This window comes from Mesorhizobium australicum, from assembly GCF_900177325.1.
In the GTDB taxonomy this organism is placed as follows: Bacteria; Pseudomonadota; Alphaproteobacteria; order Rhizobiales; family Rhizobiaceae; genus Mesorhizobium_A; species Mesorhizobium_A australicum_A.
Window position 1 is genome coordinate 2,034,463 of record NZ_FXBL01000004.1, and the last position, 20,620, is coordinate 2,055,082.

Below are 20,620 nucleotides of genomic sequence, written 5' to 3' on the forward strand. Positions count from 1 at the left end.
GCTCACGGACCCAAATGTCCGCTGCGCTCCGGTTCTCGAAACCACCACCAGCTGACTCGCCGGAGCGAATTTCGAAACAGTCTCTGAGACCGACGGGGTTTTCGGCATGTCGCACAACACTTTCGGCCATCTTTTCCGCGTCACGACCTGGGGCGAAAGCCATGGGCCGGCGCTGGGTTGCGTGGTCGACGGCTGCCCTCCCGGCATCCGCTTCAAACTGTCGGACATCCAGCGCGACCTCGATCGCCGGCGGCCCGGACAATCGCGCTTCGTCACCCAGCGCCGCGAACCGGACGAGGTGAAGATTCTCTCCGGCGTGGTGATGGACGCCGACGGCGAGACGCTGATCACGACGGGTACGCCCGTCTCGATGATGATCGAGAATGTCGACCAGCGTTCGAAGGACTATGGCGACATCGCCAGGCAATACCGCCCGGGCCATGCCGACTACGCCTACGACCAGAAATACGGCATCAGGGACTATCGCGGCGGCGGCCGGTCCTCGGCGCGCGAGACGGCGGCCCGCGTCGCGGCCGGCGCGCTGGCGCGTCTCGTCGTGCCCGGCGTCTCGGTGCGCGGCGCGCTGGTGGCGATGGGCGAGAAGGAAATCGACCGCGCCAACTGGAACTGGAACTTCGTCGAGGACGCTGAAAACCCGTTCTTCACGCCGGACCCGGCCTCTGTCCCGCTGTTCTCCGACTATCTCGACCGCATCCGCAAGGCCGGCTCCTCGGTCGGCGCGGTGATCGAGATCGTGGCGGAAGGCGTGCCGGTCGGCCTCGGCGCGCCGCTCTATGCCAAGCTCGACCAGGACATCGCCAGCAACCTGATGTCGATCAACGCGGTCAAGGGCGTGGAGATCGGCGAGGGCTTCGCGGCGGCGCGGCTGACCGGCGAGCAGAACGCCGACGAGATGCGCATGGGCAATGACGGCAAGCCCGTCTTCCTGTCGAACCATGCCGGCGGCATCCTCGGCGGCATCTCGACGGGCCAGCCGATCGTCGCCCGCTTCGCGGTCAAGCCGACCTCCTCGATCCTCACCCCGCGCAAGTCCATCGATACATCCGGCCACGATGTCGACGTGATGACGAAGGGCCGCCACGATCCCTGCGTCGGCATCCGCGCCGTGCCGATCGGCGAAGCGATGGTCGCCTGCGCCATCGCGGATCACTATCTGAGGCACCGAGGGCAAGTAGGCAGTAGGGCAGTAGAGCAGTAGGGCGGAGTATCGCGCTGCTTGAACGCTCAGTACCCGACTGGGCGTCTTTCCCTTACTCCCCTATTCCCTTATTGCCCTACTGCCCTATTCCCACCTGCCCTGCGAGCGAAGCGAGCCAATGCCCTACGATCAAAAACGCATCGTCGAAGCCCTCCGCGCCTTCGAGCGCGGTGAGATCGTGGTCGTCATGGACGATGACGGCCGCGAGAACGAGGGCGACCTGATCGTCGCGGCCGTGCACTGCACGCCGGAGAAGATGGCCTTCATCGTGCGGCACACGTCCGGCATCGTCTGCGCGCCGATGCCGCGCGAGGAGGCGCGGCGCCTCAATCTCGCGCCGATGGTGGCCGAGAACGATTCGGCCCACACCACCGCCTTTACCGTTTCCGTCGATTTCCGCCACGGCACGACGACCGGCATTTCCGCCGAGGACCGCACGGCGACCGTGCGCAACCTCGCCAATTCCAACGTCGGCCCGCATGATTTCGCCCGGCCGGGCCACATCTTCCCGCTGGTCGCCCGCGAGGGCGGGGTGCTGATGCGCTCGGGCCATACCGAGGCCGCCGTCGACCTGTGCCGCCTCGCGGGCCTGCCACCGGTCGGCGTCATCTGCGAGCTCGTCAACGACGACGGCACGGTGATGCGCGGGCCACAGGTCACCGCCTTTGCCGCGACCAATGGCCTGAAGCAGGTCTCGGTGGCCGATCTGATCGCCTATCGCCAGCGGCAGGAAACGCTGATCGAATGTGTGGGCAGCTTCGACATCGAGACGGTCGGCGGGCTTGCGAAGGCGCATGCCTACACACTGCCGTGGGACCCGATGCAGCATCTCGCCGTGGTCTACGGCGACATCCGCGATGGCACCGACGTGCCGGTCCGCCTCCATCCCGAGAATGTGGTCGCCGACGTGTTCGGCGGGGCGAGCCGGCTCGACGGCATCATGAAGATGATGGGCGAGGAGAAGCGTGGCGTCATCGTCTACCTGCGCGAAGGCTCGGTCGGCGTCGCACACCAGGCGCGCAATCGCCCCGTCAACAGCGACCAGGAAACCCATGCCGAAGCGCTGCGCCGCGAGAGCGAGTGGCGCGAGATCGGCCTCGGCGCCCAAATCCTGAAGCATCTCGGCATTTCCTCGATCATCCTGCTGTCGTCACGCGAACGCCACTATGTCGGCCTCGAAGGATTCGGCATCAAGATCGCCAGAACCGAGATCGTCTAGCCGATGGCCAATCCGGGCCGGTCGTCCTATATGATGACGGCATGACCACCCGCCTCTACAGCAACCCGATCCATCTCGACCACCTGACGCCGCCCGGGCATCCCGAGCGGCCCGACAGGCTGCGAGCGATCGAAAAGGTGCTGGAGCATGAGGCGTTCTCGGTGCTCGACCGCGTGCAGTCGCCGATGGGCGATCCCGCCTCGATCGTGCTGGCGCATCCGAAGCACTATGTCGACCGGATCGAAGCCGCCATCCCCGAGACAGGCATGGCACGGATCGATAGCGACACCTCGGTGAGCCCGAAGAGCTGGGAGGCGGCGCTGACCGGGGTTGGCGCGGCGAATGCGGCCGTCGACGACGTCTTCGAGGGCCGGGCCGCCAACGTCTTCGTCGCGACCCGCCCGCCCGGCCACCACGCCGAGAAGGTCAAGGCGATGGGCTTCTGCCTGTTCAACAATGCCGCGATCGCCGCCCGCCACGCGCAGAAGACGCATGGGGCCGAGCGCGTCGCCATCGTCGACTGGGACGTGCATCACGGCAACGGCACGCAGGACATCTTCTGGACCGACCCGACGGTACTCTATTGCTCCACCCACCAGATGCCGCTCTATCCGGGCACCGGGGCGAAGACCGAGACGGGCGTCGGCAACATCGTCAACGCGCCGCTGGCGCCGGACACCGACGGCGAGGTGTTCCGCGACGCCTTCGAGAGCCGCATCCTGCCGGCGCTCGACGCCTTCCGCCCCGACCTCATTATCATCTCCGCCGGCTTCGACGCGCATCACCGCGATCCGCTGGCCGAGATCAACCTCGTCGAGGACGACTTCTCCTGGGCGACGGGCAAGCTGATGGACCGCGCCGCGCGTTTCTCGTCCAACCGGCTTGTCAGCCTGCTGGAGGGTGGCTACGACCTGCAGGGACTCGCGCTGTCCGTGGCCGCCCATGTCGGCCGCCTGATGAGAGGTTGACCCATGGCCGAAGACGCCAACGACGACATCAAGGCGATGAGCTTCGAGCAGGCGCTGGAAGCGCTGGAGCGTATCGTCGAGAATCTGGAGCGCGGCGACGTGCCGCTTGACCAGTCGATCCGCATCTACGAGCGCGGCGAATCGCTGAAAGCGCATTGCGACCGGCTGCTGAAAGCCGCCGAGGACAAGGTCGAGAAGATCCGCCTGTCGCGCGACGGCAAGCCGGCCGGCGTCGAGCCGCTGGATGGGGCATAGTTGTCCCGGAAGGGCTCCCGCCTCATATTAGCCAAGCTTGGCTAAGGAGGCCGGGATGCGCAAGGTCGACATGCTCGAGGCGAAGAACTCGCTCTCCCGCCTCGTCAAGGCGGTCGAGAGCGGTGCCGAGCCCGAGATCATCATTGCCCGCAATGGCAAGCCCGCGGTCAGGATCGTGCCGATGAGCCACGCACGCAAGCGGGGCATCGTGCTGGGCTTACTGGAAGGCAAGCATCCGCCGATGACGCTGGAGCAGTTAAACTCGACCGACGCTGAGATCGCTGCATTGTTCGAGGCGTCCGAGATTGAACCTCCTCGTTGACACTCACGTGGCGATCCGTTCGACCGGCTTCTCATCGCGCAGGCCCTGTCGGAGCCGATGCGTTTCGTCACCGGCGACAAACAATTGGCTGCTTACAGCGATACGATCATTTCCTGGTAGCCGCCGCCCAACCCAACCGCACAAAGGAGCGATCCCGTGTGCCGCAACATCAAGCAACTGTTCAACTTCGATCCTCCCGCGACGGACGACGAGGTGTATGAGGCCGCGCTTCAGTTCGTGCGCAAGGTTTCCGGTGCGAACGCGCCATCGAAGAAGAACCGGAAGGCATTCGACCGGGCCGTCAGCAAGATCACCGCGGCCACCCGCGAATTGATCGACACGCTCGATACCAGCCAGCCGCCGAAGGATCGCGACGAAGAGGCCGCCAAGGCGCGGGCGCGATCTGCATTGCGTTTTTCCCCGCCACCTGTGATCGTATTCGAATGAGCTACTTTCCCGTCCGCGATCCCGAGCCCGGCGACGCCTTCTCCTGCGACGCCGTCGAACTGATGGTGATTCCGAATGCCAAGGACATCGGCGGCTTCGAGGTGCGCCGGGCGCTGCCGACTGCGAAGCGCCGGCTGGTCGGGCCGTTCATCTTCTTCGACCGGATGGGGCCGGCGATCCTGCGGGCGGGACAGGCGATGGACGTGCGGCCGCATCCGCATATCGGCCTGTCGACCGTGACCTACCTTTTCGACGGCCGCATCCGCCACCGCGATTCGCTCGGCACCGAGATGGTGATCGCGCCGGGCGACGTGAACCTGATGACGGCTGGCCGCGGCATCGTGCATTCGGAGCGCACGCCTCAGGAGCTTCGCGGCGCGCCGATGTCGATCTCGGGCCTGCAGACCTGGATCGCGCTTCCCGACGGCAAGGAGGAGATCGCGCCGGAATTCGCCAACACGGCCAAGGCGCACCTGCCGGACTTCGATGACGGGGGCGTCAGCGGCTCGGTGGTGATCGGCGCCTTCCAGGGGCTGGCCTCGCCGGTGAAGGCCTATTCCGACACGCTCTATGCATCGCTGCGCCTCGACGCCGGCGCGCGCGTGCAGATCCCGGCGGATGCCGAGGAACGGGCGATCTATGTGCTGGAAGGATCGGTGATCATCGCCGGCGACCGCTTTCCGTCCGACCGCCTGCTGGTCTTCCGCCCGGGTGACGAGATCGTCGTCTCGTCCGAGACCGGCGCGCACTTCATGCTGTTCGGCGGAGCCTCGCTCGGCTCGCCCCGCCACATCTGGTGGAACTTCGTCTCGTCGTCGAAGGAACGCATCGAGCAGGCCAAAGAAGAATGGCGGACGGCGAAGTTCGACATCGTTCCCGGCGACGAGGAAGAGTTCATTCCCCTGCCGGCCGGCTAGGCTGCGACCGCGCCCCACGTTTACTTTTCGGGCCGCACTGCCTATGTCGGCAGCATTATAGGAAAAAGAAGCCGGACAATTGCCCTCACCGTCCACGCCACTCCTCGATAAGGTCCGCATCCCTGAGGACCTGCGCAAGCTGTCGGAAGCCGAACTGCCGCAGCTCGCCGCCGAACTGCGCGAGGAACTGATCGATGCGGTTTCGCAGACCGGCGGCCATCTCGGCGCCGGCCTGGGCGTGGTCGAGCTGACCGTTGCGCTGCACTACGTCTTCGACACGCCGGCCGATCGGCTGATCTGGGACGTCGGCCACCAGGCCTATCCGCACAAGATCCTGACCGGCCGCCGCGACCGCATCCGCACGCTCAGGAGCGAGAACGGCCTGTCCGGTTTCACCAAGCGTACCGAGAGCGAATACGATCCGTTTGGCGCGGCGCACTCCTCGACCTCGATCTCGGCCGGACTCGGCATGGCGGTCGCCCGCGACCTCGACGGGCGAAAGAACAACGTCATCGCCGTGATCGGCGATGGCGCGATGTCGGCCGGCATGGCCTATGAGGCGATGAACAATGCCGGCGCGCTCGATGCCCGGCTGATCGTCATCCTCAACGACAACGACATGTCGATCGCCCCGCCAACGGGTGCGATGAGCGCCTATCTGGCGCGCCTCGCCGTCGGCAAGACCTATCTCGGCTTCCGCGACTTCGGCAAGAAGCTGACCTCCTACCTCGGCAAGCGCGCCGACCGCGCCATCACCCGCGCCGTCGAGCATGCGCGCGGCTATGTGACCGGCGGCACGATGTTCGAGGAGCTTGGCTTCTACCACATCGGGCCGATCGACGGGCACAATCTGGAGCACCTGATCCCGGTGCTGAAGAACGTCCGCGACAATGGCGACGGGCCGGTGCTGATCCATGTCATCACCAAGAAGGGCAAGGGCTACGCCCCGGCCGAGGCCGCGTCCGACAAATATCACGGCGTCAACAAGTTCGACGTCATCACCGGCGCCCAGGCGAAGGCGCCGGCCAACGCGCCGGCCTATACCAAGGTCTTCGCGGAGGCTCTTGTCGACGAGGCGTTGCGCGATGAGAAGATCGTCGCGGTCACGGCGGCGATGCCTTCCGGTACCGGCCTCGACCTGTTCGGCGAGGCATTCCCGACCCGCACTTTCGATGTCGGCATCGCCGAACAGCACGCCGTCACCTTCGCCGCGGGCCTGGCGACGGAAGGCTTCAAGCCGTTCGCTGCGATCTATTCGACCTTCCTGCAGCGCGCCTACGACCAGGTCGTGCACGACGTGGCGATCCAGAAGCTGCCGGTGCGTTTCCCCATCGATCGCGCCGGCTTCGTCGGCGCCGACGGACCGACGCACTGCGGCGCCTTCGACGTCGGCTTCCTGGCATCGCTGCCGGGCTTCGTGGTGATGGCGGCCGCCGACGAGGCGGAACTGCGCCACATGGTGCGCACCGCGGCGGAGTATGACGAAGGGCCGATCTCGTTCCGCTATCCGCGCGGCAACGGCGTCGGCGTCGACATGCCGGCGCGGGGCTCGTTCCTCGACATCGGCAAGGGACGCATCCTGCGCGAGGGTTCGAAGGTGGCACTTCTGTCGCTTGGCACGCGCCTGGCGGATTGCCTGCTGGCGGCTGAGGAGCTCGATGCGGCCGGCCTGTCGACCACCGTCGCCGACGCCCGCTTCGCCAAGCCGCTCGACACCGATCTCATCAGCCGGCTGGCGCGCGAGCATGAGGTGTTGATCACGGTGGAGGAGGGAGCCGTGGGCGGCTTCGGCAGCCAGGTGCTGCAGTTCCTCGCCATGAACGGCCTGCTCGACAATGGCCTGAAGGTGCGCCCGCTCTGCCTGCCGGACGAGTTCACCGATCACGCCAAGCCCGAGAAGATGTATGCCGACGCCGGCCTCGACGCCGCCGGCATCGTGCGCACCGTCTTCGCCACGCTCCATCGCGAGATCCGCGCCGCGAGCGCGTGAGCGGCTTGAATCAATTTCTCAGGCACGTGAATCTGCCCGACAGCGTCTTTGCCTAAGACTCTGTTTACGCTGCGATTTGGCGTTTTCCTAACCTTGTCCCTTGGCCGTTTTTCAATCGGCCGCTGGTAGAAAGCTTCCCGGGACAGGGAGCACAACAACATGAAAACGACGATTGTCGCGGCGCTGGCCCTCGCCGCTTCGCTGACCGCGGCGATGGCCGAGCAGCGCTATGACCGCAAGCTCGAAGCGGCCGCGATCAGCATTGCCGCCTCGAAGATGGGCGAGCTGCGCGGCGGCTTCGGAGTGGACGCCCGACCGGTGTTCGTGTCGCCGATCGACAGGTCGCAGCCGACGCATCTTTCTGCCGCGCGCATGGACGCGACGCCGACCGGCTCGGTCAGGATTGCCTCGCGCTGTACCCCTTTCTGACCGTCGCTCGCAGGCTTGCTTTCGCCGGCCCGACCGGCCAAGGAAGCGCGATGTCCGCCGCAAGCCCCGCCAACCGCCAGCGCCTCGACGAGCTCCTCGTCGTCCGCGGCCTCTTCGCCAGCCGCTCGCGCGCCCGCGATGCGATCGAACGGGGCACCATCACCGTCTCGGGCAAGGTCGAGACCAAACCGGGCAAGGTGGTGGAGCAGGGCGCGGACATCGCCGTCGACGATCCGGCGCGCGGCTATGTCTCGCGGTCGGCGCTGAAGCTCGTCGCGGCACTCGATCATTTCTCTATCGATCCGTCGGGCTGCCACGCCCTCGATGTCGGCGCCTCGACGGGCGGCTTCACGCAGGTCCTGCTGGAACGGGGTGCTGCATCCGTCACCGCCATCGATGTCGGCCGCGATCAGTTGCACGAGAGCCTGCGCGCCGATCCGCGCGTCCGGTCGATCGAGGGTCTGAACGTGCGCGATTTGACGATCGAACATCTTGACGGGAGAGCGCCTCAGGTCGTCGTCGCAGACGTGAGCTTCATCTCGCTGAAGCTGGCTTTGCCTCCCGCGCTTGCGCTTGCGGCGCCTGGTGCTGCCACAGCGCTTCTGGTGAAGCCGCAGTTCGAAGCCGGCCGCGAGGCGATCGGCAAGGGCGGGCTGCTGCGCGATCCGGCGCTGGGCGAGAAGATCGCACGGGACATGTCGTCCTGGCTGGAGAGTCAGCCCGGCTGGCGCTCGCTCGGCATCGCGCCATCGCCGATCGCGGGCGGCGACGGCAACCGGGAATTCCTGCTCGGCGGAAGGAAAGACCGGTGAACGTGCGGCTCAAAATCGATTCGCTCGGCGGGCAGGGCGACGGCGTGGCCCGAACCGAGCGCGGGCAGGTCTTCGTTCCGTTCACCCTGCCGGGCGAGATCGTCAACGTGGCCGTCGAGCGCGACCGAGGCACGCTGATGGCGGTGGTGGAACCGTCGCCGCTCCGGGTCGAGCCGCCGTGCCGGCATTTCGGCACCTGCGGTGGCTGCTCTCTGCAGCATATGGACGATGCGGCCTATCGCGCCTTCAAGTCGGAGCGCGTGGCCTCGGCCCTGAAGCGGGAGCGGATCGACGTGGCGCTCGAACCGTTGATCGCCTGCGCGCCGGACAGCCGCCGCCGCGTGGTGCTGAGCGGCCGCAGGACGGTGGGCGGCATGCTGCTGGGCTATCACCGCATGCAGTCTGCCGAGATCGTCGACATCGAGGAATGCCGCATCGCCGTGCCGTCGATCGTTTCGGCCTTGCCGCTGCTGCGCGATCTCGCCGGCATAGTCTGCCAGAACACGAAGCCTTTCCATGTCACGGTGACCTCGACGGAGACCGGCCATGACGTCGCCTTCGCCGATGTCGACGACGTGCCCGACGCGGCACGGCGCGCGGCGGGCGATATGGCGATCCGCCAGAAGCTTGCGCGGCTCTCCATCGATGGCGACATCGTGGTCGAGCATCACAGGCCCGCTATCCGCTATGGCAGCGTGGACGTCTCGCCGCCGCCCGGAAGCTTTCTCCAGGCGGTCGCCTCCGCCGAAGAGGCGATGGCCGGCCTCATCATGGCGCACCTTGCCAAGGCCAAGCGCGTGGCTGATCTCTTCTGCGGCTCCGGCGCCTTTGCGCTGCGCCTTGCCCACGGCTCGGAGGTTCACGCCGTGGAGGCGGAAGCCGCCCCTTTGGCCGCCCTCGACCGCGGCTTCCGCTTCTCGACAGGATTGAAGCGCGTCACGACGGAAAAGCGCGACCTCTTCCGCCGCCCGCTCACCTTCAAGGAACTCGACGCCTTCGATGGCATCGTCTTCGATCCGCCGCGCGCGGGCGCCGAGGACCAGTCGCGGCAGATCGCGCGCTCGAACGTGCCGAAGGTCGCAGCGGTGTCCTGCAATCCCGCGACGCTCGCCCGCGATCTGCGCATCCTCATCGACGGCGGCTACAAGCTCGTGAGCGTGACGCCCGTCGACCAGTTCCTCTGGTCGCCGCACGTCGAGGCGGTCGCGCTGCTGGAGAAGCCTCGCAAGCGGCGGTGACGGTCAGAGCGAGTTTCGAAACAGTCTCTCAGGCCTGCGCCAGCAGCCGGTCGACGAAGGCCGGCACGGTGGTCGACGCGGGACCGCGGATCACTTCGTCGAAGAGTTGCGTGTTGTCTGACGTGTCGAGATTGATCTCGACCGTGCGGGCGCCGGCGGCACTCGCCTCCTCGACGAACTGGGCGGCGGGGTAGACGTTGCCCGAGGTGCCGATCGCGACAAACAGGTCCGCCTTGCCGAGCGCGCGGTAGATCCGCTCCATCTGATAGGGCATCTCGCCGAACCAGACGATGTCCGGCCGCATCCGTCCGATGATCGAGCAGTGCGGGCACTGCGAATAGGTCGACATGTCCGTCTTCCAAGGGCCGCGCATGCCGCAAGCTTCGCACAGGGCGGAGTTCAGTTCGCCATGCATGTGGATGAGCCGGCGCGAGCCGGCCGATTCGTGCAGGTCGTCGACGTTCTGCGTGACGAGCAGGAAATTGTCGCGCCAGGCGCCTTCGAGGCGCGCCAGCGCATGATGCGCCTCGTTGGGCCGGGTGTCGCGGAGCTGCCGGCGGCGCTTGTTGTAGAAGTCGTGCACCTTCACCGGATTGTGGGCGAAGCCTTCCGGCGTCGCGAGCTCGCGATGATCGACTTTCGCCCAGATCCCGTTCTTGTCACGGAACGTGTCGAGCCCGGATTCGACGGAAATGCCGGCGCCGGTGAGGATGACGATGGAGGGGGGATGGTCAGGCACTGCGTTCGGCGTCTCTTCGGGTCCGCGACGAATCTGATCTGAAGACGCTGCGCAGGCGTCGTGTCAACAGGATCGTGTTGCGTGAAGCCGTCCGCGTTACGCCTTCGTCCCGCCGACCGTCATCTGGTTCATGCGCAGGTGCGGCTGGCCGATGCCGACGGGCACGCCCTGGCCGGCCTTGCCGCAGGTGCCGATGCCGGTGTCGAGTTTCAGGTCGTTGCCGACCATCGTCACGCGGTGCATCGCGTCTGGTCCGTTGCCGATCAGCATCGCGCCCTTGATCGGCTGGGTCACCTTGCCGTCCTCGATCATATAGGCCTCGGTGCAGCCGAACACGAACTTTCCGCTCGTGATGTCCACCTGGCCGCCGCCGAACGACACGGCGTAGATGCCCTTCTTCACCGAGGCTATGATCTCTTCCGGCGTCTTGTCGCCCGCGGTCATGTAGGTGTTGGTCATGCGCGGCATGGGTTGATGGGCATAACCTTCGCGGCGGCCGTTTCCGGTTGGGCGCATGCCCATCAGCCGCGCATTCTGGCGGTCCTGCATGTAGCCGACCAGCTTGCCGTCCTCGATCAGCACATTGTAGGCCGACGGGGTGCCTTCGTCGTCGATCGTCAGCGAGCCGCGCCGTTCCATGATCGTGCCGTCGTCGACCACGGTCACGCCCTTCGCCGCCACCTGCTGGCCCATCAGGCCGGAGAAGGCGGAGGTCTTCTTGCGGTTGAAGTCGCCTTCGAGCCCATGGCCGACGGCTTCGTGCAGCATCACGCCAGGCCAGCCGGAGGCCAGAACGATGTCGAAGGTCCCGGCAGGGGCGGGGACCGCCTCCAGGTTCACCAACGCCTGGCGCAGCGCCTCGTCCGCGCCGTCTCTCCAGGCACCGTCGGCGACGAACTCGTCGAAGCTCTTGCGCCCGCCAGCGCCGTAAGAGCCGGTCTCCTGTCGGTCGCCATCGCCGACGACGACCTGGATGCTCATGCGCACCAGCGGGCGGATGTCGCGCGCGATCTGGCCGTCGGCGCGGACGATCTCGACATGCTGCCAGGAGGCGGTGAGCGAGGCGGTCACCTGCCGCACGCGCGGGTCGCGGGCGCGCACATAGGCGTCGATCTCCTGAAGGATCTTCGCCTTGGCCTCGAAGCCAGGCGCCTCGATCGGGTTCGCATCGCCGTAGAGATGGCGGTTGGTCCGCGCCGGCGCCTCGGCAAGGGTGCCCGAATAGCCGGTCTTGACGGCCGACACGGCATCGGCCGCGCGCCGGAGAGCCGCGCCCGACAGTTCGCTCGAATGCGCGTAGCCGGAGGCCTCACCCGCGACGGCGCGCAGGCCGAATCCCTGGTCGGTGGAGAAATTGGCCGTCTTCAGCCGGCCATTGTCGAACATCAGCGCTTCGGACTGGCTCTGCTCGAGGAACAACTCCCCGTCATCGGCGCCGGTGATCGTGTCGCGCACGATCTGCCGGACCTCCTCGTCGGAAATGTCGAACTGGGTGAGCAGGCTGTCCATCGCACGGGTCCCGGCTGGTTGGAATGTCACCCGCATATAGGCATGGGGTCGGCGCGCAGCAATCGCGCGGCCGGAGCCGTCACGGGAGGGCGGCGAAACCCTCGGCGAAACCGGTGAGGTCGACCGGGATGCCGATGCCTTCCTCGGGCGCCTGGAAGACGATGAACACCGCCGACTTGCCGGTCTTGAACGTATCGAGAAGCTGCTTCTCCAGGATCACCTCGGCGTAGCAGCCGTCCTCGAAGCAGCGGGCGAAATAGGCGCGGCCGATGTCCTTGCCGTCGACATAGAGGCCGAGGCCGTTCGGCAGAAGCACGCCGAGCGGGGTCAGCACGCGCAGGATCTCGGCCTTGTTGTCGGCGGTGCGGAACACGACGACGGAAAGCCCCATCTCGGGCCTCTCCTCGGCAACCACGTTCTGCATCATCGCGCACTGCTCGGCGGTCGCCCCCGCAGGCGTCGAGCAGACCATCGACCATGCGCCGTGGGTGCCCTTCACCGTCTCCTGCTGCTGTGCCGAGGCAGGCGTCGAAGCAGCCGCGCAGCACAACAGCGCAGACAGTATAATGCGACGGATCATCGTGAACTCCGTGACGAATCAGGCAAAGTTACCGCGCGAGGCCCCGCATTTCAAAGCCGGCGGGCCCGCGCCGCGCGATGCGTTGGGCAAAACCGCTGTCTCCGGAAAATCCGCCGGAATTGCGGCCCCGCTGGCGAGCCGCCCGAAACGCGCGCAAAGCTGAGGTAAACGGCTGTTTCAGACGGGCTTTCGGGTATTTCTACACAGACGGCGCGGCGCGCGCAAAAATGCCGCATGCGCCGGACGATGGCTTTCTTGCGGTCGGATTGAGAGTATGGTTTTAACGCGCCAACGGTGGGACCCTGTCCGCTGCACGCGGGTCCGGACAAGACGTTGCGGGAGACGATCGTCGTGATGAAGAGATTTTTGGCCAGCCTCGCGGCAACTCCGGCCTTTCTGGCTGCTGCTTCCGCTTATGCGGCCCAGCCCGAACCCTGGCAGGCCCGGTTCCAGCCGGCGGCCACGGCGATCATGGAACAGATCACCTGGTTCGAACAGTATACGCTCTGGTTCATCATCCCGATCACGCTTCTCGTGCTGATCCTGCTCGCGGTCGTGATCATCCGTTTCCGCGCGAGCGCCAATCCGGTTCCGTCGCGCACCAGCCACAACACGCTGATCGAGGTCATCTGGACCGTCGGGCCGGTCGTGATCCTGCTGTTCCTCGCGGTTCCGTCCTTCCAGCTCCTGACGGCGCAGTACACGCCCCCGGAGGAGCCGTCGCTCACCATCAAGGCGACCGGAAACCAGTGGAACTGGGACTATGAGTACCAGATCGAGGAGCCGCTGACCTTCAACTCCGCCATGCTGCAGGAGAATGCGCGCCAGGCGGCGGGCAAGGAAGACGTGAAGGCCTATCCTCGGCTCCTGGCTGTCGACAACGAGGTCGTCGCGCCGGTCAATGCGACCGTGCGCATCCTCGTCACCGCCACCGACGTCATCCACGCCTTCGCGATGCCGGCCTTCGGCATCAAGACCGACGCGGTCCCCGGCCGCATCAACGAGATCTGGTTCAAGGCGACCAAGGAAGGCCTCTACTACGGCCAGTGCTCGGAGCTCTGCGGCAAGGACCATGCCTTCATGCCGATCGCGATCCGCATCGTCACGCAGGAACAGTACGACACCTGGCTGACCGCCGCGAAATCCGACCTGTCCGGCGCCAATCGCGCGCTCATGGCCGCAGTCGACACGAACAAGAAGGTTGCCGACGCGGGCCAGTAAGCCCTTTGCGTCGCTGAACAGGAACGAACGGAGCGGACATATGGCAGGCGCTGCAGCTCACGACGACCACAGCCACGCGCACGGCGCGCCAGCAAGCTTCGTCAAGCGCTGGCTGTTTTCGACCAACCACAAGGACATCGGCACGCTCTACCTGATCTTCGCGATCATGGCGGGCATCATCGGCGGCTTCCTGTCGGTGATGATGCGCTGGGAGCTGGCCGAGCCGGGCATCCAGATCTTCACCGGTCTGGCTGAGATGGTCTACGGCTTTCAGGGTGATGCCGCCATCGACGGCGGCAAGCACATGTACAACGTGTTCACCACCGGCCATGCGCTGATCATGATCTTCTTCATGGTCATGCCCGCCCTTATCGGCGGTTTCGCCAACTGGATGGTGCCCATCATGATCGGTGCGCCTGACATGGCGTTCCCGCGCATGAACAACATCTCGTTCTGGCTGCTGCCGCCGGCCTTCATCCTGCTGCTCACCTCGATGTTCGTTCCCGGTCCGACCGGTGGCTTCGGCGTCGGTGGCGGCTGGACGATCTATCCTCCGCTGTCGACCTCCGGCCAGCCCGGCCCGGCGATGGATCTCGCGATCCTGTCGCTGCACATCGCGGGCGCCTCGTCGATCCTCGGCGCGATCAACTTCATCACCACCATCTTCAACATGCGAGCCCCGGGCATGACGCTGCACAAGATGCCGCTGTTCGCCTGGTCGGTGCTGATCACCGCCTTCCTGCTGCTGCTCTCCCTGCCGGTTCTGGCGGGCGGCATCACGATGCTTCTGACGGACCGCAACTTCGGCACCGCCTTCTTCGTGCCCGAGAACGGCGGCGACCCGATCCTGTTCCAGCACCTGTTCTGGTTCTTCGGTCACCCCGAGGTGTACATCCTGATCCTGCCGGGCTTCGGCATCGTCAGCCACATCGTCTCGACCTTCTCGAAGAAGCCGATCTTCGGCTATCTCGGCATGGCATACGCCATGGTCGCGATCGGCGCGGTCGGCTTTGTCGTGTGGGCGCACCACATGTACACGACCGGTCTTTCGCTCAACACGCAGCGCTACTTCGTGTTCGCCACGATGGTCATCGCGGTGCCGACCGGCGTTAAGATCTTCTCCTGGATCGCGACGATGTGGGGCGGTTCGATCTCGATGCGCACGCCGATGCTGTGGGCGATCGGGTTCATCTTCCTGTTCACGGTCGGCGGCGTGACGGGCGTGCAGCTCGCCAATGCCGGCCTCGATCGCTCGCTGCACGACACCTACTACGTCGTGGCGCACTTCCACTACGTGCTGTCGCTGGGCGCGGTGTTCGCGATCTTCGCGGGCTGGTACTACTGGTTCCCGAAGATGACGGGCTACATGTATTCGCCCTTCATCGCGCGCGCCCACTTCTGGATCACCTTCGTCGGTGTGAACCTGGTGTTCTTCCCGCAGCACTTCCTCGGTCTCGCCGGCATGCCGCGCCGCTACATCGACTATCCGGACGCGTTCGCCGGCTGGAACATGGTGTCGTCCTACGGCTCCTACATCTCGGCCTTCGGCGTGCTGGTATTCCTCTACGGCGTTGCCGAAGCCTTCATGAAGAAGCGCGTCGCCGGTGCCAATCCGTGGGGCGAGGGCGCCACGACGCTGGAGTGGCAGCTGCCTTCGCCGCCGCCCTACCACCAGTGGGAACAGCTGCCGAAGATCAAGTGATCGGCGGACGAATGAAGGAAACCGCCGGGCTCCGGCGGTTTCTACCTTAAAGGTACGTGAACGGGCGCCTTGATGGCAATTGTTGAGAATATCGGCCGCGAAGACATCCGCCCCTCGGAGGCGATGGCCGGCGACTATTTCGCGCTGCTGAAGCCGCGCGTGATGGCGCTCGTCGTCTTCACGGCGATCGTCGGGCTCGCCGCTGCGCCGACGCCGATCAATCCCTTAATCGCCTTCATCGCGATCGCCTGCGTAGCGGTCGGCGCGGGCGCGTCGGGCGCGCTGAACATGTGGTACGACGCCGACATCGACGCCATCATGTCGCGCACCGCCAGCCGCCCGATCCCGAGCGGCCGCGTGCAGCCTGGCGAGGCGCTGGCCTTCGGGCTGGTGCTGGCCGTCCTGTCGGTGATGACGCTCGGCGTGCTGGTCGACTGGATGGCGGCATCGCTGCTCGCCTTCACCATCTTCTTCTACGCCGTCATCTACACGATGTGGCTGAAGCGCTGGACGCCGCAGAACATCGTCATCGGCGGTGCCGCGGGCGCATTTCCTCCGATGGTCGGCTGGGTTGCCGCGACTGGCTCGATCGGCCTCGAGAGCGTCATCCTCTTCCTCATCATCTTCCTGTGGACGCCGCCGCACTTCTGGGCGCTCGCCCTGTTCAAGTCGGGCGACTACGGCCGCGCTGGCATTCCGATGATGCCCAACGTCGCCGGCGAGCTTTCGACGCGGCGACAGATCTTCGCCTATTCGCTGGTGCTCGTGCCGGTGGCCGTGCTGCCCGCCATCCTCGGCTATGTGTCGTGGGGTTACGGCGCGGTGGCGGTCGTGCTGGGCGCGGGCTTCGTCTGGAAGGCCTGGCAGGTGCTCGCCATGTCGTCCGACGACACGACGATGAAGCCGGCCCGGCAGCTCTTCGTCTTCTCGATCGTCTACCTGTTCGCGATCTTCGCAGCCTATCTCGTCGACGTCGTCGCCTGGCGTCTCGTGGCCGGAGCGTGACGATGGAAAACGATCTCGTCACGCTGAGCCCCGCCCAGAAGAAGGCGCGCCGCAGCCGCAACGTCGCCATCGGCGTTGCACTGGGCGTTCTCGTGATCCTGTTCTACGTTGCGACGATCGTGAAGTTCGGCCCCGCCATTCTCGACAGGGCGATGTGATGGCCGGCGATCCGCAGACCGAACAGCGCCAACGCTCCAACCGCGTGATCGCGGCGTCGGCCTCCGCCTTCGTCGCCGGCATGGTCGGCATGGCCTACGCCGCGGTGCCGCTCTACGCGATGTTCTGTCAGGTCACCGGCTATGGCGGCACGACGCAGCGCGTCGAGCAGTATTCCGACAAGATCCTCGACCGGAAGATCACTGTCCGCTTCGACGCGAACGTGTCCGGAGGCCTGCCCTGGGATTTCAAGCCCGTGCAGCGCGACGTGACGATGCGCATTGGCGAGACCACCCAGATCGCCTATCAGGCCCGCAACGAGTTCAACGTGCCGACGGCCGGCCGCGCGAGCTTCAACGTGACGCCGGAGCTTGCCGGCGCCTACTTCAACAAGGTCGAATGCTTCTGCTTCACCGATACGTCGCTGAAGCCTGGCGAGGCGCTCGACATGCCCGTTGTCTTCTACGTGGATCCGGACATCGTCAACGTTCCGGAACTGGCACAACTGAAGACGATCACCTTGTCCTACACCTTCTTCCCGATCGACGCGGCGAAGCCCGTGGCTGTTGCGCCGGCGGGGAAAGATGGTAGGACCGACACCAAGACGCAAACGACGGAAATCGGGGGCTGAGATGGCCGACGCGCACGCCAAACCGCAACACGACTATCACATCATCGATCCGAGCCCGTGGCCTTTCCTCGGCTCCATCGGCGCGCTCGTCATGGCGCTCGGCGGCGTGGCCTGGATGCAGTCGCTGAAGAGCGGCTCGCTACACCTGTTCGGGCTCGAACTCGCTGGCGCCAATTACTGGATCTTCGCGATCGGTCTCGCGATCGTGCTCTACACCATGTACGGCTGGTGGTCGGACACGATCAAGGAAGCGCATGAGGGCCACCATACCCGCGTGGTGTCGCTGCACCTGCGCTACGGCATGATCATGTTCATCGCCTCCGAGGTGATGTTCTTCGTTGCCTGGTTCTGGGCCTTCTTCGATGCCAGCCTCTTCCCGAACGAGGTTCACCAGGTCGCGCGCGACGCCTATACCGGCGGCGTCTGGCCGCCGAAGGGCATTGAGGTGCTCGATCCCTTCCACCTGCCGCTCTACAACACGATTATCCTGCTCCTGTCGGGCACGACCGTAACCTGGGCGCACCACGCGCTGCTGCATGACGACCGCAAGGGCCTCGTCTGGGGCCTGACGCTGACCGTCGCGCTCGGCGTGCTGTTCTCCTTCGTGCAGGCTTACGAATACATCCACGCGCCGTTCACCTTCCACGACTCGATCTATGGCGCCACCTTCTTCATGGCCACGGGCTTCCACGGCTTCCACGTGATCATCGGCACCATCTTCCTGCTGGTCTGCCTGATCCGGGCGATGCGCGGCGACTTCACCCCGAAGCAGCATTTCGGTTTCGAGGCGGCCGCGTGGTACTGGCACTTCGTCGACGTGGTGTGGCTGTTCCTCTTCGTCAGCATCTACATCTGGGCCTCCCAGGGCGCGACGATCGCGGCCGGCCACTGAGGCGGCCGACAAATTCAAAGCGCGGCCGGAGCGATCCGGCCGCGTTTTCTTTTGGGCTGCTGCAATCGGTCTGATCGACGGCTCCGGGCCGGACGACTATTGTCCGCTGGCCGACCCCGGGCCGGCTTGTCGAAGGAGAACTGTCCGATGAATGGCGACCAGGCCCATTATCCGCCGGTGGAGCCGTTTGGCGCGGGCTTCCGCGGCCGGTGCCCGCGTTGCGGCGAAGGAAAGCTGTTCGACGGCTACATCAGCCTCAAGCCGCGCTGCACCGTCTGCGGCCTCGACTACGACTTCGCCGATTCGGCCGACGGCCCGGCCGTCTTCGTCATGCTGATCATCGGCTTCATCGTGGTCGGCCTGGCACTCTGGCTCGAAGTGTCGTACGGCCCGCCGCTGTGGGTGCACTTCCTCCTCTGGGTGCCGCTCGTCCTCATCCTCTGCCTACCGACGCTGCGCTGGCTCAAGGGCATCATGATCGCGCTGCAATACTCCAACAAGGCAGCGGAGGGCCGGCTGGACGAACAGAAATGAGCCGTTCGATCGACGACCGTGCCACTGCGCGCGGCTTTCCGTGGGCACTGACGCTGGTCACGATCCTGTGCCTGGCCATCCTTCTGGCGCTCGGCACCTGGCAGGTCCAGCGCCTCGCCTGGAAGGAAGCGCTGATCGCGACGATCGACAGCCGCGTCTCGGCCGCGCCCGTGCCGCTGGCTGAGGTGGAGAAGACGGCTGGCGCCGGAGGCGACATCGAGTACCAGCCGGTCGCGGCGGCCGGCGCCTTCCTGCACGACAAGGAACAGTTCTTCTTCGCCACGCATGACGGGCAGTCGGGCTGGTATGTCTATACGCCGCTGCGCCTGGCAGACGGGCGATTTGTCTTCGTCAATCGCGGCTTCGTCCCGTTTGACCGGAAGTCGCCGGCGACCCGCGAGCAGGGCGAGGTCGCGGGCCAGGTGAACCTCGTCGGGCTTGCCCGCACCGCGCCTGCCGCCAAGCCGTCGTCGCTGGTGCCCGACAACCAGCCGGCCGAGAACGTGTTCTACTGGAAGGACATCGCCGCCATGACCGCCAATGCCGGCCTGGACCGGGCGTCGGTGCTGCCCTTCTTCATCGACGCGGCGAAGTCGGACGTGCCGGGCGGCTATCCGGTTGGCGGCGTGACCATCATCGACCTGCCGAACAACCATCTGCAATATGCGGTGACCTGGTACGGACTCGCAGCGGCGCTGGCGGGCGTCTATGTCGCCATGCTGCTGCGCCGCCGCAAGCCCATATCGGCCGCGCGCACTTGACAGCAGGCGACCGCGCCCCCCATGTCCGGGCGTCAATGCAAGCAGGAAGCAGATGCTCGACCGTCCCCAAAAGCCGCCGCTGACGATCCGCCTGTGCGGACCGCGCGGCTTCTGCGCGGGCGTCGACAGGGCGATCCAGATCGTCGTGCTGGCGCTGAAGAAATACGGCGCGCCGGTCTATGTGCGCCATGAGATCGTGCACAACCGCTACGTCGTGGAAGGCCTGCAGAATCTCGGTGCGGTGTTCATCGAAGAGCTGGACGAGATTCCCGACGCGCACCGCGATTCACCCGTCGTCTTCTCGGCGCATGGCGTGCCGAAGTCGGTGCCGGCGGATGCCGAGGCGCGCAACCTCTTCTATCTCGACGCGACCTGCCCGCTGGTGTCCAAGGTGCACAAGCAGGCGATGCGCCACCAGCGCCTCGGCCGGCACGTCGTGCTGATCGGCCATGCCGGTCATCCCGAGGTGATCGGCACGATGGGGCAACTGCCGGAAGGCGCGGTGACGCTCATCGAAACCGAGGCGGAGGCCGGCGCATTCGACGCGCCGGAGGGCGTCGAGCTCGGCTTCGTCACGCAGACGACCCTGTCGGTGGCCGACACCGCCGGCGTGATTCGCGCGCTGGAGACGCGGTTCCCCAACATCAAGGCGCCGGCGGCCGAATCGATCTGCTACGCCACGACCAACCGCCAGGAGGCGGTACAGGCGGCAGCCCCCGGCGCCGACCTGTTCCTTATCGTCGGCGCGCCGAATTCGTCCAATTCCAAGCGTCTTGTCGAGGTCGCAGAGCGGGCGGGCGCGAAGAGGTCGCTGCTCGTGCAGCGCGCGTCGGAAATCCCGTGGGACGAGGTCGGCGAGATCGGCACACTGGGCCTGTCGGCGGGCGCATCCGCCCCGGAGATCATCGTGGACGAGATCGTCGAGGCCTTCAGGCAGCGATTCAACGCAACGCTCGAACTGGCGATCACGGCCGAGGAGACCGAGAACTTCCCGGTCAACCGCGTGCTGCGCGACGTCGAGCTGACGGCCGCGGACATGGCCTTCGTCAACGGCGCTGCGTAAGGACACAGTCT

At 66.0% G+C, this 20,620-nt stretch carries 23 protein-coding genes; 20 read left to right on the forward strand and 3 right to left on the reverse strand.

Annotated elements, in window-relative coordinates; all coding sequences use genetic code 11:
- Positions 1-106 precede the first annotated feature (106 nt).
- The 11 genes from aroC (at position 107) to B9Z03_RS12400 (ending at position 9,816) form a co-directional block, all read left to right on the forward strand.
- Positions 107-1,219: a chorismate synthase gene (gene aroC, locus B9Z03_RS12345; RefSeq protein ID WP_085464470.1), complete on the forward strand. Its 1,113-nt coding sequence runs from the start codon at positions 107-109 to the stop codon at positions 1,217-1,219.
- A 118-nt stretch (positions 1,220-1,337) separates the two neighbouring features.
- Positions 1,338-2,438, forward strand: coding sequence for a 3,4-dihydroxy-2-butanone-4-phosphate synthase (ribB, locus tag B9Z03_RS12350; RefSeq protein WP_085464471.1), 1,101 nt, complete (start codon positions 1,338-1,340; stop codon positions 2,436-2,438).
- Positions 2,439-2,479: 41 nt separating this feature from the next.
- Positions 2,480-3,406: a histone deacetylase family protein gene (locus B9Z03_RS12355; protein ID WP_085464472.1), complete on the forward strand. Its 927-nt coding sequence runs from the start codon at positions 2,480-2,482 to the stop codon at positions 3,404-3,406.
- Positions 3,407-3,409: 3 nt separating this feature from the next.
- Positions 3,410-3,661 carry an exodeoxyribonuclease VII small subunit gene (locus B9Z03_RS12360; RefSeq protein ID WP_085464473.1) on the forward strand — a complete coding sequence of 84 codons (252 nt, stop codon included), beginning with the start codon at positions 3,410-3,412 and terminating at the stop codon, positions 3,659-3,661.
- 55 nt (positions 3,662-3,716) lie between these two features.
- Positions 3,717-3,983 (forward strand): type II toxin-antitoxin system Phd/YefM family antitoxin, encoded by a 267-nt coding sequence (locus B9Z03_RS12365; RefSeq protein WP_085464474.1) that lies wholly within the window; start codon positions 3,717-3,719, stop codon positions 3,981-3,983.
- A 156-nt stretch (positions 3,984-4,139) separates the two neighbouring features.
- Positions 4,140-4,430 (forward strand): DUF2277 domain-containing protein, encoded by a 291-nt coding sequence (locus B9Z03_RS12375; RefSeq protein WP_085464475.1) that lies wholly within the window; start codon positions 4,140-4,142, stop codon positions 4,428-4,430.
- A complete protein-coding gene (locus B9Z03_RS12380) occupies positions 4,427-5,347 on the forward strand; it encodes a pirin family protein (protein ID WP_085464476.1) in 921 nt (306 codons plus the stop codon). Before B9Z03_RS12375 ends, B9Z03_RS12380 begins: the two co-directional genes overlap by 4 nt.
- Before the next feature lie 79 nt (positions 5,348-5,426).
- Entirely contained in the window at positions 5,427-7,337 is a 1,911-nt protein-coding gene (gene dxs, locus B9Z03_RS12385) for a 1-deoxy-D-xylulose-5-phosphate synthase (protein WP_085464477.1), read from the forward strand.
- Between the two features lie 159 nt (positions 7,338-7,496).
- Positions 7,497-7,766, forward strand: coding sequence for a hypothetical protein (locus B9Z03_RS12390; RefSeq protein ID WP_085464478.1), 270 nt, complete (start codon positions 7,497-7,499; stop codon positions 7,764-7,766).
- 50 nt (positions 7,767-7,816) lie between these two features.
- Entirely contained in the window at positions 7,817-8,578 is a 762-nt protein-coding gene (locus tag B9Z03_RS12395) for a TlyA family RNA methyltransferase (protein ID WP_085464479.1), read from the forward strand.
- Complete coding sequence (locus B9Z03_RS12400) at positions 8,575-9,816, forward strand: class I SAM-dependent RNA methyltransferase (RefSeq protein ID WP_085464480.1); 1,242 nt, start codon at positions 8,575-8,577, stop codon at positions 9,814-9,816. Before B9Z03_RS12395 ends, B9Z03_RS12400 begins: the two co-directional genes overlap by 4 nt.
- 28 nt (positions 9,817-9,844) lie before the next feature.
- Here B9Z03_RS12400 and B9Z03_RS12405 read toward each other — a convergent pair whose 3' ends face one another.
- From B9Z03_RS12405 to B9Z03_RS12415, 3 genes are all read right to left on the reverse strand, one after another.
- A complete protein-coding gene (locus B9Z03_RS12405) occupies positions 9,845-10,555 on the reverse strand; it encodes an NAD-dependent deacylase (RefSeq protein WP_085464481.1) in 711 nt (236 codons plus the stop codon).
- Between the two features lie 96 nt (positions 10,556-10,651).
- Positions 10,652-12,064, reverse strand: a complete 1,413-nt coding sequence (tldD, locus tag B9Z03_RS12410) for a metalloprotease TldD (protein WP_085464482.1) — start codon at positions 12,062-12,064, stop codon at positions 10,652-10,654.
- Positions 12,065-12,143: 79 nt separating this feature from the next.
- Positions 12,144-12,644 carry an invasion associated locus B family protein gene (locus B9Z03_RS12415; protein ID WP_085464483.1) on the reverse strand — a complete coding sequence of 167 codons (501 nt, stop codon included), beginning with the start codon at positions 12,642-12,644 and terminating at the stop codon, positions 12,144-12,146.
- A gap of 354 nt (positions 12,645-12,998) precedes the next feature.
- Here B9Z03_RS12415 and coxB point away from each other — a divergent pair, with 354 nt between their 5' ends.
- The 9 genes from coxB (at position 12,999) to ispH (ending at position 20,609) form a co-directional block, all read left to right on the forward strand.
- Positions 12,999-13,865 (forward strand): cytochrome c oxidase subunit II, encoded by an 867-nt coding sequence (gene coxB / locus B9Z03_RS12420; protein WP_085467630.1) that lies wholly within the window; start codon positions 12,999-13,001, stop codon positions 13,863-13,865.
- Positions 13,866-13,905: 40 nt separating this feature from the next.
- Positions 13,906-15,567 carry a cytochrome c oxidase subunit I gene (gene ctaD, locus B9Z03_RS12425; RefSeq protein ID WP_085464484.1) on the forward strand — a complete coding sequence of 554 codons (1,662 nt, stop codon included), beginning with the start codon at positions 13,906-13,908 and terminating at the stop codon, positions 15,565-15,567.
- Positions 15,568-15,639: 72 nt separating this feature from the next.
- Entirely contained in the window at positions 15,640-16,572 is a 933-nt protein-coding gene (gene cyoE / locus B9Z03_RS12430; protein WP_085464485.1) for a heme o synthase, read from the forward strand.
- A gap of 2 nt (positions 16,573-16,574) precedes the next feature.
- On the forward strand, positions 16,575-16,730 hold the full coding sequence (locus tag B9Z03_RS29830) for a hypothetical protein (RefSeq protein WP_176247505.1): 156 nt from the start codon (positions 16,575-16,577) through the stop codon (positions 16,728-16,730).
- Positions 16,730-17,359 carry a cytochrome c oxidase assembly protein gene (locus B9Z03_RS12435; protein ID WP_085464486.1) on the forward strand — a complete coding sequence of 210 codons (630 nt, stop codon included), beginning with the start codon at positions 16,730-16,732 and terminating at the stop codon, positions 17,357-17,359. The genes B9Z03_RS29830 and B9Z03_RS12435 overlap by 1 nt, the downstream gene beginning before the upstream one ends.
- 1 nt (position 17,360) lies before the next feature.
- Entirely contained in the window at positions 17,361-18,251 is an 891-nt protein-coding gene (locus tag B9Z03_RS12440; protein ID WP_085464487.1) for a cytochrome c oxidase subunit 3, read from the forward strand.
- Positions 18,252-18,398: 147 nt separating this feature from the next.
- Positions 18,399-18,785 (forward strand): DUF983 domain-containing protein, encoded by a 387-nt coding sequence (locus B9Z03_RS12445; protein WP_085464488.1) that lies wholly within the window; start codon positions 18,399-18,401, stop codon positions 18,783-18,785.
- A complete protein-coding gene (locus tag B9Z03_RS12450) occupies positions 18,782-19,546 on the forward strand; it encodes an SURF1 family protein (protein WP_085464489.1) in 765 nt (254 codons plus the stop codon). Before B9Z03_RS12445 ends, B9Z03_RS12450 begins: the two co-directional genes overlap by 4 nt.
- Positions 19,547-19,598: 52 nt before the next feature.
- Complete coding sequence (gene ispH, locus B9Z03_RS12455) at positions 19,599-20,609, forward strand: 4-hydroxy-3-methylbut-2-enyl diphosphate reductase (RefSeq protein ID WP_085464490.1); 1,011 nt, start codon at positions 19,599-19,601, stop codon at positions 20,607-20,609.
- The last annotated feature ends 11 nt before the right edge of the window (positions 20,610-20,620 follow it).